Raw genomic sequence first — 13,629 nt, 5'->3', positions numbered from 1 at the left:
CTTCCGTCACCGGCGCCACTGGAGCATCATGATCCGCCAGCAGCCCTTTGCCGCTGGGCCGGCTTGAGCAACGAGACGAGGTCCGCCCTCGCCCCTACTCCCCCATCACCAGCCCGTCGGCCGCCGCGCCCCTGCTGAGCGCCACGTCCCGGATCCGGTCCCGTACGGCACGCACGTCGGCGCCCTGGGCGAGGGCGCGGTTGAGGTTGACGACCCGGCCGGCGTCGACGTCGAACAGCTGCGGGACGAACTCGGCCCGTTTCACCTCCCAGCGCCCGCCCGGCCGGGCGGGCGGGGCGAAGGTGAAGCGGGCGAGGGTGGACTGGTTGCCGCGCGGATCCGCGAGGCCCGCGTGGTTGCGCATCTCGCCGGCGATCTGGTCGCCCATGCCGTAGACCACCCAGGTGCCGTTGACCTTCTCGTACGCCTGCGGGACATGGGCGTGCGTGCCGAGGATCAGGTCGATGTCGGGCCGTCGGCCGCTGTGCGCGGCGGTGAGCGTGCGGGCGAGGGCGAGCTGCTGGTCGTCGGGGGCGTCCTGCCATTCGGTGCCCCAGTGCAGGGACACGACGACGACGTCGGCGCCGGCCTCCCGGGCGGCCCGGGCGTCGGCGAGGATCGCGGCCTCGTCGATCAGATTGACCGCCCAGGGCTGTCCCGGCGGGAGCGGGATGCCGTTCGTGCCGTAGGTGTAGGCGAGGTGGGCGACCTGCGCGGGGCCCGCGCGCAGGATCGGGACGCTGCGCGCCTCCTGTTCGCTGCGGGCCGAGCCGGCGTGCCGGACGCCCGCGCGGTCGAGGGTGTCGAGGGTGCGGCGGATGCCGTCGGCGCCGTCGTCCAGGGTGTGGTTGGAGGCGGTGGAGCAGCCGTCGTAGCCGGTGGCGGCGAGGCCGCGGGCGACCTCGGGCGGGGACTTGAAGGTCGGGTATCCGGTGTAGTGGCCGTCCGCGCCGTACACGGTCTCCATGTGGCACAGCGCGAGGTCGGCGCGGGAGACCACGGGCCGGACGCCGGAGAGCATCGGGCGGAAGTCGTACCCGGTGCCGTCGGCGTCGAAGCGCGCCCGGTCGATGATCGAGCTGTGCGGGAGGACGTCGCCGGAGGCGACCAGGGTGAAACCGCGCGCCGCGGTGGACGGGGCGGGCCGGCCGCCCCGCGGCTCCTCGCGGCCGTCGGCCTGGCAGGCGGCGCCCGCGGCGAGGACGGCGGTCAGGGCCAGGGCCAGCTGTCGTCTGCGTGCGATCATCAGTCACCCCGCTGTAGATGTATTTACATACGAATGCTCCTAAATAGGTAAGAATCCCTGTTCGGTGGGGCATGGCTCCGACACGCTCATTGACCCGTTCGGCGGGTACGAATACGGCGGGTAGCGACCGTTCGTCGAACCGTTCGCCGATCCGATCGACCGTCCGCCGCAGAGCCGCGTCCGTGTTCTGTGCCACCGGCCGCGCTCTGCGATGCCATACGCCCATGACGGCCGGATCCACCATCACGAACGGGACGACCGCCGAGCACGAGCTCGCCGCACTGCAGCGGGAGCACGGCCGGCCGCTCTTCGCGCTGCTGCTCCGGCTCTGCGACGGCGACCGGCAGCGCGCCGAGGACCTGGTGCAGGAGACCCTGGTGCGCGCCTGGCAGCACCCCGAGGCCCTGCGCGCCGACGACTTCGAGTCCGTACGCCCCTGGCTCATGACCGTGGGCCGGCGGCTCGCCATCGACGCGCGGCGAGCCCGGCAGGCGCGGCCCGCCGAGGTCGGCGACGCGGTCCTGGAGAACGCGCGGGTGATCTCCGACCACGCCGAGCGGGCCGCGGCGATGCTCGACGTACGCCGGGCTGTGAAGACACTCACTCCCGAGCACCGTGAAGTCCTGGTGCTCGTGTACTTTCAGGGGGCGAGTGTGGCGGAAGCCGCGGAAACCCTGGGCATCCCGCCCGGTACCGTGAAGTCCCGCGCGTACTACGCGCTGCGCGCCCTGCGCCGGGTCCTTCCGGGATACGCCACCGACCTGCGGTGAAACCAATAGCTGAGTCAAACCTCCGTAAAGCGCCTTGCTGAACACCCCGGTTGAGTAATCGGCTGTTCCCATCCGTGTTCCGGACTGGGACCCGGTATCGGGTGACGCGACGTACCGGAGGAAGGCAGGAAGGGATGCTGCACAGAGGTCAAGAGAGCACGGACGGCGCCGGCGGCGGCGAACTCACCGTCCCGATGGCGTGGTTGTACGCCGAATACATTGCGGACGAGCTGCTGCGGACGGGCGATCTGATGCCGCCGACGTCCTTCGAGTTCCGCGCCGGGCGGGATGCCCTGGCGCTGACCATCTTCCTGTCCGACACCGACGGGGAGCTCTCCGGCATCCGGGTCGTCTCCCAGCTGGAGACCTGGCTGTCGCTGACGGCGTACGACCAGCCGTGGCAGGAGTGGGTGCGCGAGAGACTCACCGAGCTGGCCGCCGACGCGGCCGCCGCCGGCCGGCACGCGCCGGACCTGGTGCTGGCCGAGGCCGCGTGGCGCTGGCTGCAGGAGACCGAACTGCTCGCGCCCGATCTGGACGCGGTGCCCGGCGGCGCGCCCGTGATCAGCGAGGACGAGGGCCCGAAGGTGTGGACGCCCGCCTGGCAGCTGGGGCTGCCGCTGGGGCATCTCGCCATCCATCTTTTTTGATTCCGGACCAATCCGCAGGCCGGACCGCTCCGAATTCTTTGGTTGCGATTCCAAAACGTCCTTGAGTGATTCCGCTGTCTGGTGCGTACCGGTGGGAGCAAGGAGTAACCCCACCCGCACCCAAAGGCACGAGGATTCGGCATGAGGTCGTCCCTGGAGAGGCATCGCGACGTCGGCGCCTACGCGCTCGGCGTGCTGGACGAGGCGGAGGCCTTCCGCTTCGAGGACCACCTCATGGAGTGCCCTCGGTGCGCGGCGCAGGTGACCGAATTCGGCGCTACGACACGGCAGTTGATGCTGTACCGGCGGGCCACGCCGCGCTTTGTACACCCGACGGCCAGGCCCGGGCAGCGCCTGCTGGACCGGCTGCTGGGCGAGGTGGCGGCGCGGCACCGGGCCGGGCGCAGACGACTGCTGTTCGCCGTGGCCGCCTCGGTGTCCTTCGCGGTGGCCGGGCCGGCGATCGCCGTCGTCGCGGGCGGCGGGGACTCTGTCGTCCGGGTCGCCGCGACCGACGAGCGATCGGGGGTGTGGGCGCAGGTCACGACCGAGCGCGAGGTCTGGGGCAGCCAGGTGGAGCTGGAGGTCAAGGACGCGGCGGGACCGCGCGCCTGCCACCTGGTCGCGATCGGCCGCGACGGCTCCGAGGAGACGGTGACCAGCTGGATGACGCCCCACCTCGACGCCCGCTCCAACACGATGATGGGCGGCTCCGCCCTGTACGCGGACCAGATCGCCCGCTACGAGGTCCGCACCGCCAAAGGGGAACGCCTGGTGACCATGGAGTCGCCGACGAGCCGGTGACGCTCGGCCCGCTGTGGTTTCCCGTCCTGCGTCGCGTCACTTCAGCAGTCTCGACAGCCTACGGTCCGCGAGTGGTTTGCCGCCCGTCTGGCAGGTGGGGCAGTACTGGAGCGAGGAGTCGCTGAAGGAGACCTCGCGGATGGTGTCGCCGCACACCGGGCAGGGTTCGCCGGTGCGGCCGTGGACGCGCAGGCCGCTCTTCTTCTCGGCCTTGAGGCGGCCCGCCGCCACGCCGCGGGAGCGTTCGACCGCCTCGGTGAGGGTGGTGCGCAGGGCCTCGTACAGACGGCCGGTCTCCTCGGGGGTCAGGGACGCGGCCAGTTTGAAGGGGGACATCCTCGCCACGTGCAGGATCTCGTCGCTGTAGGCGTTGCCCACGCCGGCGATCAGGCCCTGGTCGCGCAGGGCGCCCTTGAGCTGTCTGCGTTCCCCGGCCAGCAGCGCCGCGAAGCGGGGCCCGTCGAAGTCGTCGGCGAGCGGGTCGGGGCCGAGGCGGGCCACGCCCGGCACCTGCTGCGGGTCCGCCACGACGTACACGGCCAGGCGCTTCTGGGTGCCCGCCTCCGTGAGGTCGAAGCCCGCGCCGGTCTCCAGGGCCACCCGCAGGGCCAGCGGGCCCTTTCCCGGGCGGGGCGGGCCGTCCGGCAGCTTGTCCCGCCAGTGCAGCCAGCCCGCACGCGCCAGGTGGGTCACGAAGTGCGGGCCGCCGTCGGTGGCGAGGTCGAGGAACTTGCCGTGGCGGTGCACGGCGGTGACCGCGCGGCCCTCGACGGCCGTGACGGGAGGGTCGTACGTCTTCAGGACGCTGATCGCGACGGGCAGCACCCGGACGATCTCGTGGCCGACGAGGTGCTCGGTGAGGAAGTCCTTGAGCGCCTCGACCTCGGGGAGTTCCGGCATACGTCCAGAGTGCCACCCGGGACCGGAGTGGTCAGCTCCGTTCCACCACGAACTCGCACCACACGGCCTTGCCCCCGCCCCGCGCCTCCACCCCCCACACATCGGTGAGCAGGTCGACCAGGAGCAGGCCCCGCCCGGAGACGCCCGACTCCCCCGCGTCCCGGCGGCGCGGCAGGGCGCTGGAGGAGTCCTCGACCTCGACCCGCAGCCGGCGGTCGGAGGCGGTGAGGACCCTGAGGGTGACGATCGCGGAGCCCTCGGTGTGGATCAGGGCGTTGGTGATCAGCTCGTCGGCGACCAGGACGACCTCGTCGGCGCGGTCCCCGCCGCCCCAGGCGTGCACGGCGGCGTGGATCATGTGCCGGGCCTCGGTGAGCGCCTCCGGGTCGCCGGGGGCCACGTGCTGCTGGAGCCGGCCGCCGGGCTGCGGGGCGTCCGGGGCGCGGCGACGCAGCAGGAGCAGGGCCACGTCGTCGTCGCTGCTGCGTTCCTCGGCCACGTCTATGAGCCGGTCGGCGAGGTCGCGCACGTCGTCGGGGCCGCCGGTGATCAGCGCGATGAGGGTCTGCAGGCCCTCGTCCACGTCGGCGCCGGGCTGTTCGACGAGGCCGTCGGTGCACAGCAGCAGGGTGTCGCCGGGGTCGAGTTCCAGAGTGGAGACGGGGTAGGTGAGACGGCCGAACTCGGCGGACAGGCCGAGCGGCATGCCGCCCTCCACGCGGACGCGGCGGCAGCTGCCGTCGGGGCGCCGCACCAGCGGGTCGATGTGTCCGGCCCGCACCACCTGGACGACACCGGTGGCCAGGTCGGCCTCGGCGTACAGGCAGGTCGCGAAGCGGTCGGTGTCCAGCTCGTGCAGGAAGACCGAGGCGCGGGCCATCACGGTGGCCGGGGTGTGGCCCTCGGCGGCGTAGGCGCGCAGCACGATCCGCAGCTGGCCCATGACGGCGGCGGCGTGCGTGTCGTGTCCCTGGACGTCGCCGATGACGGCGCCGACCCGGCCGCCGGGCAGCGGGATCAGGTCGTACCAGTCGCCACCGATGTCGCGGGCGAGGGAGCCGCCGATGGTGGCCGCGCGGTAGCGGACGGCGACGTCGGCGCCGGGCACGCTGGGGATGGTGCGCGGCAGCATGGCCTGCTGGAGGCCCTGGGCGAGGTCCTTCTCCTGCTCGTAGAACATGGCCCGTTGCAGGCTCTGCGCGATGCTGCTGCCGAGCGCGACCAGGACGTTGCGTTCCTCCGGTGTGAAGCCGCGCCGGTCGTTGTAGAGCAGGCCCATCGCGCCGATGGGCCTGGCCTGGGCGATCAGCGGCAGGTAGGCAGCCGAGGTGATGTTCAGCCCGGTGAGGTGCGGCCACAGGGCGGGATAGCGCTCGGCGAAATCCTCCGGTGACTCGATGAAGCGCGGGCTGAGGGTCCGTACGACCTCGCTCATCGGATAGGGCTCGTCGATCCGGGTGATGCGCGTGCCGGGGACGAAGCTGCCCGCGGGGCCCTCGGCGACCAGCCGGATGCGGCCGGCCTCGACCAGGCCCATGACGAGGCTGGTCGCGCCCAGGTGGGTGAGGCCGTGGGTGTCCTTCAGGGCGTCGATCACGTCGTCGACGGTGCGGGCGTGGGCGAGGGCGGCCGTGGCGCGCTGGACGACGTTGGTCTGCTGCCGGCGCGCCTGGTGCTGCCCGGCCCGTTCGCGCCGGGCCTCGGTGTCGCTCAGTTCCTCGGTGGCGTCGCGGACGATGCCGATGATGCGGCGGGGCCGGCCGGTCTCGTCGCGCCGGATGTAGCCCTGGGTGTGGGTCCAGCGCAGGCTGCCGTCGCGGCAGCGGATGCGGAAGTAGATGCCGTAGTTCTCGCTGCCGTCCTTCATCGCCTGCGAGACCAGGGCGTCCAGGCGCTGCGCCTCCCCGCGCGGGACCCGCATCGCGAGTGTCTCGGGGTGGTCGTCGTATTCCTCGGGGCGCACGTCGAAGACCTCGTGGGCCTGGGCATCCATGTGCATCAGACCGGTGTCCAGGTCCCAGTCGAAGCTGCCCATGCGATTGAGCGCCAGGATCGGATCCGGGTGGGCGGGCCAGTCGTCCGGGACTGACAGGGCGCTCGCTCCCCGATCAGTCATGGGCCCACCTTGCCAGGATTCGTCCGATTCTTCGACTCTTTGAGGAGTCGCTCTTCGAGAGGTGATCGTCGGCCCTTCGCGAGGACCGTCAACTGCCGAAGGTGTCCGTGAGGGTACCGAAGATACTGTCCTCTGCCTCCGCGCCGTAACGGTCCTACGGGGCGTCCGGGATCGGTCCGCCGCCGTCGGGCAGGTTGGGGGTCTCCGGCACGGTGTCGGGGCCGATCTCGTCGTCGGTGTCGGGCGTGGCGACGCTCGGGCGGTCGGGCTTGGTCGTCGTCGGGGGTGTGGCGGTGACGGTGGCCGAGGGGCAGTCTGTGGGTTCGTCGGTCCGGGAGGCGTCCGCCGGTTCGTCGGTCCACGGGTCGTCCGTCGGCTCATCGGCGCGGCCGGTCATCCCCGTGGCCGTGGGAGTGAGGCAGTCGTCCGGCGTGGAACTCCCGCCGCTGGAGGCGCGGTCGTACGGGGTGGGCGTGCGGGTCTTGGTGACCTTGTCCGGCGGGCGTACGGGACGGTCGCGGCGGACGTCGTGGCCGAGCCGCCGCTCGATCCAGGTGTGGGTGATGACGCTGAGGATGGTGATGTTGGTGATCGCCCGCGGGGCCGGGGTCACCACGATCACGTCGGCGGGCCGGTAGCCGGACCAGGACCGTCCGCTGCTGGCCGCGGTGCCGTGCATCGCGACCGGCGGCTTCAGCGGGTTGCCGCAGGCGCAGCGCACGCGCGGCACGCCCCGGTTGTCGACGAGGACGGCGGTACCGGCCTGGAGCACCGACTGGTAGGCGGTGGTCCGTCCGGCGCGGAAGCCGTGGTTGGTGACGCGCGTGTCGGCGCGCAGTACGACCGGGGTCAGCCCGCGCAGGTAGTCCGGGACCGAGGCCGGCGAGACGCCGGCGATCTGCGCGAAGGCGCGGGTCCTGGCCCGGTCGGCGAAGAGGTGGCCGATCTGCCGCCCGACGTCGCAGCTGCCGATCCGCTCGGTGCCGCCGTACAGGCCGGGCGTCCCGCCGGAGACGGAGCGCACTCCGCGCAGGGCGGCCGGTGAGCTCTCGGCCGGTGCCGTCGCCGGTGTCCGGGGGGCCGCCGGGGGCGGGGTGCCGGTCGAGGTGACCGTGGAGGCGGTGAAGGGGTCCGGGCCCCGGTCCGCGACCGGCTGGAGGAACAGCTCCCCGCTCGCGCCGGAGTCGCCGGAGTCGTGGCCGCCACCGCAGCCTGCGACGAGGAGGAGCGCCGCCGAGAGCGCGCAGGACGTCACGACGATTCCGGTGGGTGCCCGCACCTCGTCCTCCCGCCTCGTCTCGGATAATTCCTCCCAATTGTCTGCAGCGCACTCATTTGGCTCGCAACCTGAGGAAGGGCCAGGATAGGAGGCAGCGAGAACCGCAACCACCAATTGAGCAACCACGACGACGACCAGCCAGGTCCGCGAGAGCGGCGGCGGTCTAGCCGCAAAGGAGGGCGTACGCGGCCGTGGAGTGGTTCACCGCACCCGACTACTGGCTGAGCCGGCTGGTCTTCCAGCGTGCGCTGGCCGGCCTGTACCTGGTCGCGTTCCTGACGGCGGCCCTGCAGTTCCGCGCGCTGATCGGGCAGCGCGGCATGCTGCCCGTGCCGCGGTTCGTGGAGCAGGTGTCGTTCCGGGTGGCGCCGAGCGTGTTCCAGCTGCACTACTCGGACCGGTTCTTCGCGGGGTGCGCCTGGTCGGGGGTCGCGGTTTCGGCGGCGCTGGCCGCGGGGCTCGACTCGCTGCTGCCGCTGTGGGGCGCCATGTTGCTGTGGCTGGTGCCGTGGGCGCTGTATCTGTCGATCGTCAACGTGGGCCAGACCTGGTACTCGTTCGGCTGGGAGTCGCTGCTGCTGGAGGTGGGCTTCCTCGCCGCCTTCCTCGGCAACGACGACGTTGCGCCGCCGGTCGTCGTGCTGTTCCTGCTGTGGTGGATCCTGTTCCGGGTCGAGTTCGGCGCGGGGCTGATCAAGATGCGCGGCGACGCGTGCTGGCGGAAGCTGACGTGCCTCGACCACCACCACGAGACCCAGCCGATGCCGGGCCCGCTGAGCTGGTTCTTCCACCATCTGCCGAGGCCCCTGCACCGGGTCGAGACGGCCGCGAACCACGTCACTCAACTCGTGGTGCCCGTCCTCCTCTTCACCCCCCAGCCGATCGCGACGGCCGCAGCCTCCCTGATGATCGTCACCCAGCTGTGGCTGGTGCTGTCGGGCAACTTCTCCTGGCTGAACTGGATCACCATCGTGCTGGCCCTGTCCGCGGTGGACTTCCAGGGCACCGCACCGTCATCAGTGCCGGAGGCGCCGCTGTGGTACCAGGTCGTGGTCCTCGCGGTCGCCGCGCTGCTCGTGGGCCTGAGCTACCACCCGGTCGCGAACATGATCTCCCGCCGCCAGATCATGAACCGCTCCTTCGACCCGCTGCATCTGGTCAACACCTACGGGGCGTTCGGCAGCGTCAGCCGGGTCCGGTACGAGGTGGTGATCGAGGGCACCGCGGACGACGTGCCGCGCGAGGACTCAGACTGGCGGGAGTACGAGTTCAAGGGCAAGCCGGGTGATCCGCGGCACTGGCCGCGCCAGTTCGCCCCGTACCATCTGCGCCTGGACTGGCTGATGTGGTTCGCCGCCCTGTCCCCCGCGTACGCCGGGGCGTGGTTCGGCGCGCTGGTGGAGCGGCTGCTGGAGAACGACCGTGCCACGCTGAAGCTGCTGCGCCGCTCCCCGTTCCCGCCGGACGCGCCGCCGCGCTACATCCGCGCCCGTCTCTTCCGCTACCGCTACACGACCTGGCGCGAGCTGCGGGAGACGGGCGCGTGCTGGGACCGGACGTACGTGCGGGAGTACCTGCCGCCGACGCGGCTGGCGGAGCTGGCTCAGAGGCCGTAAACGCGGGCGGCGGTGTCCGCGAAGACCTGGGCGCGTTCACCGTCGTCGAGGCCCTTGGTCAACTCCCGTGCCGCGCCGAGTACGTCGCCGTACGGCGCGGCGAGCGTGCACACCGGCCAGTCCGAGCCGAACATCAGCCGGCCGGGTCCGAAGGCGTCCAGCGCGATGTCGGTGTACGGCCGGAGGTCCCCGACGGTCCAGGCGGCCCGGTCGGCCTCGGTGACCAGCCCGGAAAGCTTGCCGACCGTGTGGGGCAGCGCGGCGAGGGCGCGCATGCCGGACGCCCAGGGTTCGCGTGCTCCGGAGGCGATGGGCGGCTTGCCCAGGTGGTCGAGGACGAACGTGAGCTGCGGCAGCGCCTCGGCCGCCTTGACGCACGCCGGCAGCTGGTGCGGCAGGACGACCAGGTCGTAGACCAGCCCAGCGTCGGCCACGGCGGCAAGGCCCCGCCGTACGTCCGCGCGCAGCAGCCACTGCGGGTCCGGCTCGCCCTGCACCTGGTGGCGGATACCCTTCAGGTACTGCCCGCCGTGGAGTTCCCGCAGCCGGGCCAGTTCGTCGGTCACGTCCGGGCGGGTGAGGTCGGTCCAGCCGACCACGCCGGCGATCAGCTCGTGTTCGTCGGCCAGGGCCAGGAACTCGGGGGTCTCCTCCGGCACGGTGATCGTCTGGACGAGGACCGTGCGGCCGACCCCGGCGGCGCTCGCCTCGGGTGCGAGGTCCGCCATTGTGAAGTCGCGGCGGAGCGGCTGCAGTTCGGGCCCGGTGATCCAGTCCTGGTCGCGCACGGACAGGTCCCACACGTGGTGGTGCGCGTCGACGACGGTCACGGCAGCTCCCATACGACGGGCAGGCCCGCGTCGGCGCCGTCGCCGGAGTAGTCGTGCACGACGTCCAGCAGCTCGGCCATGCGGGCCTGCCAGGCGACGTTGACCGGCAGCTTCTCCAGCTCGGCGAGGAGGCGGGCGTAGTCCTCGCACTCCAGGACGTGGAACAGGTCGGTGCCGCTGCGCCAGATCGTCCAGGAGGTGGCGCCGGCGGCGCGGATCGCGTCGGTGAGTTCCGTCGGTACCTCGCGGTGGGCGGCCTCGTACTCGGCGATGCGGTCGGCGCGGACCTTGGTGTGCAGGGCGACTCTCATGACGGCTCCTCGGCGGGTACGGGGGCGTCGGCGGGCAGCAGGTCCTTCTCGCGCAGCTCCTGCCAGAAGGCGGCAGGCACGGGCGCCGCGAACTGGTGGGCGCAGTCGCGCACCTCGTGCGCCGAACGGGCGCCGACGAGGACGCCGGCGACGGCCGGGTGGGCGGCGCAGAAGGCGAGGGCGGCGGCGCGCAGGGTGGTGCCGTGCCGGTCGGCGATGGACTTCAGGCGCAGGGCACGCTTGAGCAACTCGCCGGGCGCCTCGGCGTAGTTGTACGTCGCTCCCGGCTTCGGCGCGGCCAGCAGGCCGGAGTTGAAGGCGCCTCCGATCACCACCGAGACCCCGCGTCCCTGCGCCGCGGGCAGCAGTTCGTCAAGGGCGCTCTGGTCGAGGAGCGTGTAGCGGCCCGCGCACAGCACGACGTCGATGTCGGTGTCCTGAACGAAACGGGTGAGCATCTTCGCCTGGTTCATGCCGGCGCCGATCGCGCCGACCACGCCCTGGGAGCGGAGTTTCTCCAGCGCCGGATAGCCCTCCCGGAAGGCCTGATCGGCATGCTCGTCGGGGTCGTGCAGGTAGACGACGTCGACGCGGTCGAGGCCGAGGCGGTGCAGGCTGGCGTCCAGAGTGCGGCGGATGCCGTCGGCGCTGAAGTCCCACACGCGGCGGTGGGTGGCGGGGACGGCGAAGCCGCTTGCGAGGTCGTCGCCCGGCGAGTCGGCCGGTTCGAGCCGTCGGCCCACCTTGGTGGAGAGCGTGTACTGCGCGCGGTCCCGGTCGCGGAGGGCGTCGCCCAGGCGCCGTTCGGCGAGGCCCAGGCCGTAGTGCGGAGCGGTGTCGTAGTAGCGGATGCCGCGCTGCCAGGCGGCGTCCACGGCCTCTCGCGCCTGCGCCTCGCCGACCTCGGTGTACAGGTTGCCGATGCCGGAGGTGCCGAAGGCCAGGGGGCTGATCTCGACGCCGCTCCTGCCGAGCCGGTTCACCGGGCCACCGGTCGCAGTCGCAGGCCCTGCATGCCGCCGTCCACGGCGAGGGCGGTGCCAGTGGTGGCGCCGGACAGCGGGCCGGCGAGGTAGGCGATGGCGCCCGCGACCTCGGCGGCGCTCACCAGGCGACCGGTGGGCTGGCGTGCCTCCAGGGCGGCGCGCTCGGCGGCGGGATCGTCGGCCGCGTCGAGCAGGCGGCCCACCCACGGGGTGTCCACGGTCCCCGGATTGACGCAGTTGACGCGGATGCCCTCGCGGACGTGGTCGGCGGCCATGGCGAGGGTGAGGGAGTACACGGCGCCCTTGGTCGCGCTGTACAGGGCGCGCTGCGGCAGACCGGCGGTGGCGGCGATGGAGCAGGTGTTGACGATCGCCGCGTGCCGTGAGGCGCGCAGCTGGGGCAGGCAGGCGCGGGTGGTGCGGACCATGCCGAGGACGTTGACGTCGTGGACGCGCCGCCACTCGTCGTCGGAGTTGTCCTCGACGGTGCCCTGGGCGCCGATCCCGGCGTTGTTGACCAGGACGTCGAGGCCGCCGAGGCCGTCGACGGCGGCCGCCACCGCCTCGCGGACCGAGGTGTCGTCGGTGACGTCGGCGCGGAACGCCAGGAGTGGCTTGTCGACCGACGACGGGTCCAGGTCGAGGACGGCGACCTGCGCGCCGCGCTCGGCGAGGAGGTCTGCGGTGGCCCGGCCGATGCCGGAGGCGCCGCCCGTCACCAGGGCCTTCAGGCCCTCGAAGTCGCTCATGCCGCGTGCCCCTCCTTGTCAGGGTTCGTCCGCGTGTCGAGGTCGGCGGCCCAGAAGGTGCCGCCGGGATAGGTGTACCGCGCGATGGACTCGGGGCGCATGGCGGCCGAGAATCCGGGCGCGGTGGGTGCCGTGTAGTGACCCTCGCGGATCACCACCGGGTCGCGGAAGTGGTCGTGCAGATGGTCGACGTACTCGATGACCCGGTCCTCGGTGGTGCCGGAGACGGCCACGTAGTCGAACATCGACAGGTGCTGGACGAGTTCGCACAGGCCGACGCCGCCGGCGTGCGGGCAGACCGGCACGCCGAACTTGGCGGCGAGCAGCAGGATCGCGAGGTTCTCGGGGACGCCGCCCACGCGGGCCGCGTCGATCTGGACGATGTCGACGGCTCCGGCCTGGAGGAGCTGCTTGAAGACGATCCGGTTGTGGACGTGCTCGCCGGTGGCGACCTTCACCGGGGCGACCGCCTTGCGGATCGCGGCGTGGCCGAGCACGTCGTCGGGGCTGGTGGGCTCTTCGATCCAGTACGGGTCGAACCCGGCGAGGGCCTGCGTCCAGCGGATCGCCTCGTCGACGTCCCAGCGCTGGTTGGCGTCGATCGCCATGCGCACGTCCGGGCCGACGACCGCGCGGGCGACCCGGCAGCGGCGGATGTCGTCGTCGAGGTCGGCGCCGACCTTGAGCTTGATCTGCCGGAAGCCGTCGGCGACCGCCTCGGCGACGAGCCGGGTGAGCTTGTCGTCGTCGTAGCCGAGCCAGCCCGCGGAGGTGGTGTAGGCGGGGTAGCCGCGCTCCAGCAGGCGGGCCGCGCGCTCCTCGGCGCCCTGCCTCCCCCGTCCGAGGATCGCCAGCGCCTCCTCGGGTGTGAGGGCGTCCGTGATGTACCGGAAGTCGATCTGGCGCACCAGCCATTCGGGCTCGGCCTCCGCCAGCAGCCGCCACAGCGGCTTGTGCGCGCGCTTGGCGGCCAGGTCCCACACGGCGTTGACGACCGCGCCGATCGCCATGTGCATCACGCCCTTCTCGGGTCCGAGCCAGCGCAGCTGGCTGTCGCCGATCAGGTCGCGGTTCAGGGTGGACGGGTCGGCGCACAGCTCGTCGACCGACCGGCCGAGCAGGTGTCCGCGCAGCGCGTCGATCGCGGCCACCTGCACGTCGTTGCCCCGCCCGATGGTGAAGGCGAATCCGTGCCCCTCCAAGTGCCCCTCCGGTCCGTCGGCGGCGTCCGTGCGCAGCACGACGTACGCGGCGGAGTAGTCGGGATCCGGATTCATCGCGTCGGAGCCGTCGAGCTCGCGCGAGGTGGGGAACCGGATGTCGTGGGTGTCGACAGCGGTGATGCGGACGGGGGTCGCGGACACGGACGGCC

At 72.3% G+C, this 13,629-nt stretch carries 13 protein-coding genes; 4 read left to right on the top strand and 9 right to left on the bottom strand.

The window, feature by feature from the left end:
* Positions 1–94: 94 nt before the first annotated feature.
* Positions 95–1,246, bottom strand: coding sequence for a CapA family protein (locus tag H8R17_RS13875; RefSeq protein ID WP_187823477.1), 1,152 nt, complete (start codon positions 1,244–1,246; stop codon positions 95–97).
* Positions 1,247–1,470: 224 nt separating this feature from the next.
* On the opposite strand from H8R17_RS13875, the gene H8R17_RS13870 reads away from it, so the two are divergent.
* The 3 genes from H8R17_RS13870 (at position 1,471) to H8R17_RS13860 (ending at position 3,470) form a co-directional block, all read left to right on the top strand.
* The gene (locus H8R17_RS13870; protein ID WP_187823476.1) at positions 1,471–2,016 is read left to right on the top strand and encodes a sigma-70 family RNA polymerase sigma factor; all 546 of its coding nucleotides are present in this window, start codon (positions 1,471–1,473) and stop codon (positions 2,014–2,016) included.
* 134 nt (positions 2,017–2,150) lie between these two features.
* Positions 2,151–2,666 carry a hypothetical protein gene (locus H8R17_RS13865; RefSeq protein WP_187823475.1) on the top strand — a complete coding sequence of 172 codons (516 nt, stop codon included), beginning with the start codon at positions 2,151–2,153 and terminating at the stop codon, positions 2,664–2,666.
* Positions 2,667–2,807: 141 nt separating this feature from the next.
* Positions 2,808–3,470, top strand: a complete 663-nt coding sequence (locus tag H8R17_RS13860; RefSeq protein WP_187823474.1) for a zf-HC2 domain-containing protein — start codon at positions 2,808–2,810, stop codon at positions 3,468–3,470.
* A gap of 36 nt (positions 3,471–3,506) precedes the next feature.
* Here the strand turns inward: H8R17_RS13860 and H8R17_RS13855 are convergent, their stop codons facing one another.
* From H8R17_RS13855 to H8R17_RS13845, 3 genes are all read right to left on the bottom strand, one after another.
* Positions 3,507–4,370, bottom strand: coding sequence for an Fpg/Nei family DNA glycosylase (locus H8R17_RS13855; RefSeq protein WP_187823473.1), 864 nt, complete (start codon positions 4,368–4,370; stop codon positions 3,507–3,509).
* A 31-nt stretch (positions 4,371–4,401) separates the two neighbouring features.
* Positions 4,402–6,486 (bottom strand): SpoIIE family protein phosphatase, encoded by a 2,085-nt coding sequence (locus H8R17_RS13850; protein ID WP_187823472.1) that lies wholly within the window; start codon positions 6,484–6,486, stop codon positions 4,402–4,404.
* Between the two features lie 154 nt (positions 6,487–6,640).
* A complete protein-coding gene (locus H8R17_RS13845) occupies positions 6,641–7,765 on the bottom strand; it encodes a DUF6777 domain-containing protein (protein WP_187823471.1) in 1,125 nt (374 codons plus the stop codon).
* Positions 7,766–7,956: 191 nt separating this feature from the next.
* On the opposite strand from H8R17_RS13845, the gene H8R17_RS13840 reads away from it, so the two are divergent.
* A complete protein-coding gene (locus H8R17_RS13840; protein WP_187823470.1) occupies positions 7,957–9,381 on the top strand; it encodes a lipase maturation factor family protein in 1,425 nt (474 codons plus the stop codon).
* On the opposite strand, the gene H8R17_RS13835 is transcribed toward H8R17_RS13840, so the two are convergent.
* From H8R17_RS13835 to H8R17_RS13815, 5 genes are read right to left on the bottom strand one after another with little or no spacing between them, the layout of a single operon-like run.
* Positions 9,369–10,223 carry an amidohydrolase gene (locus tag H8R17_RS13835; protein WP_187823469.1) on the bottom strand — a complete coding sequence of 285 codons (855 nt, stop codon included), beginning with the start codon at positions 10,221–10,223 and terminating at the stop codon, positions 9,369–9,371. The genes H8R17_RS13840 and H8R17_RS13835 overlap by 13 nt on opposite strands.
* Positions 10,208–10,522 (bottom strand): L-rhamnose mutarotase, encoded by a 315-nt coding sequence (locus H8R17_RS13830; protein ID WP_187823468.1) that lies wholly within the window; start codon positions 10,520–10,522, stop codon positions 10,208–10,210. The genes H8R17_RS13835 and H8R17_RS13830 overlap by 16 nt, the downstream gene beginning before the upstream one ends.
* Entirely contained in the window at positions 10,519–11,505 is a 987-nt protein-coding gene (locus H8R17_RS13825; protein ID WP_187823467.1) for an aldo/keto reductase, read from the bottom strand. Before H8R17_RS13825 ends, H8R17_RS13830 begins: the two co-directional genes overlap by 4 nt.
* Positions 11,502–12,257 carry an SDR family NAD(P)-dependent oxidoreductase gene (locus H8R17_RS13820; protein WP_187823466.1) on the bottom strand — a complete coding sequence of 252 codons (756 nt, stop codon included), beginning with the start codon at positions 12,255–12,257 and terminating at the stop codon, positions 11,502–11,504. The genes H8R17_RS13825 and H8R17_RS13820 overlap by 4 nt, the downstream gene beginning before the upstream one ends.
* Complete coding sequence (locus H8R17_RS13815) at positions 12,254–13,621, bottom strand: L-fuconate dehydratase (RefSeq protein ID WP_187823465.1); 1,368 nt, start codon at positions 13,619–13,621, stop codon at positions 12,254–12,256. Before H8R17_RS13815 ends, H8R17_RS13820 begins: the two co-directional genes overlap by 4 nt.
* Positions 13,622–13,629: the final 8 nt, after the last annotated feature.

Origin of the sequence: Streptomyces sp. TRM68367, from assembly GCF_014495685.1 — a bacterium.
GTDB lineage: Bacteria > Actinomycetota > Actinomycetes > Streptomycetales > Streptomycetaceae > Streptomyces.
The sequence above is the reverse complement of the archived record's forward strand: the minus strand, read 5'-3'. Positions and strand labels throughout refer to the sequence as shown.

What these genes read in the sequence shown, in the direction of transcription:
- H8R17_RS13865 (WP_187823475.1), top strand. Translation starts at nt 2,151, where the DNA reads ATGCTGCACAGAGGTCAAGAGAGCACGGACGGCGCCGGCGGCGGCGAA.
- H8R17_RS13875 (WP_187823477.1), bottom strand. Translation starts at nt 1,246, where the DNA reads ATGATCGCACGCAGACGACAGCTGGCCCTGGCCCTGACCGCCGTCCTC.
- H8R17_RS13855 (WP_187823473.1), bottom strand. Translation starts at nt 4,370, where the DNA reads ATGCCGGAACTCCCCGAGGTCGAGGCGCTCAAGGACTTCCTCACCGAG.
- H8R17_RS13835 (WP_187823469.1), bottom strand. Translation starts at nt 10,223, where the DNA reads ATGGGAGCTGCCGTGACCGTCGTCGACGCGCACCACCACGTGTGGGAC.
- H8R17_RS13830 (WP_187823468.1), bottom strand. Translation starts at nt 10,522, where the DNA reads ATGAGAGTCGCCCTGCACACCAAGGTCCGCGCCGACCGCATCGCCGAG.
- H8R17_RS13820 (WP_187823466.1), bottom strand. Translation starts at nt 12,257, where the DNA reads ATGAGCGACTTCGAGGGCCTGAAGGCCCTGGTGACGGGCGGCGCCTCC.
- H8R17_RS13870 (WP_187823476.1), top strand. Translation starts at nt 1,471, where the DNA reads ATGACGGCCGGATCCACCATCACGAACGGGACGACCGCCGAGCACGAG.
- H8R17_RS13860 (WP_187823474.1), top strand. Translation starts at nt 2,808, where the DNA reads ATGAGGTCGTCCCTGGAGAGGCATCGCGACGTCGGCGCCTACGCGCTC.
- H8R17_RS13850 (WP_187823472.1), bottom strand. Translation starts at nt 6,486, where the DNA reads ATGACTGATCGGGGAGCGAGCGCCCTGTCAGTCCCGGACGACTGGCCC.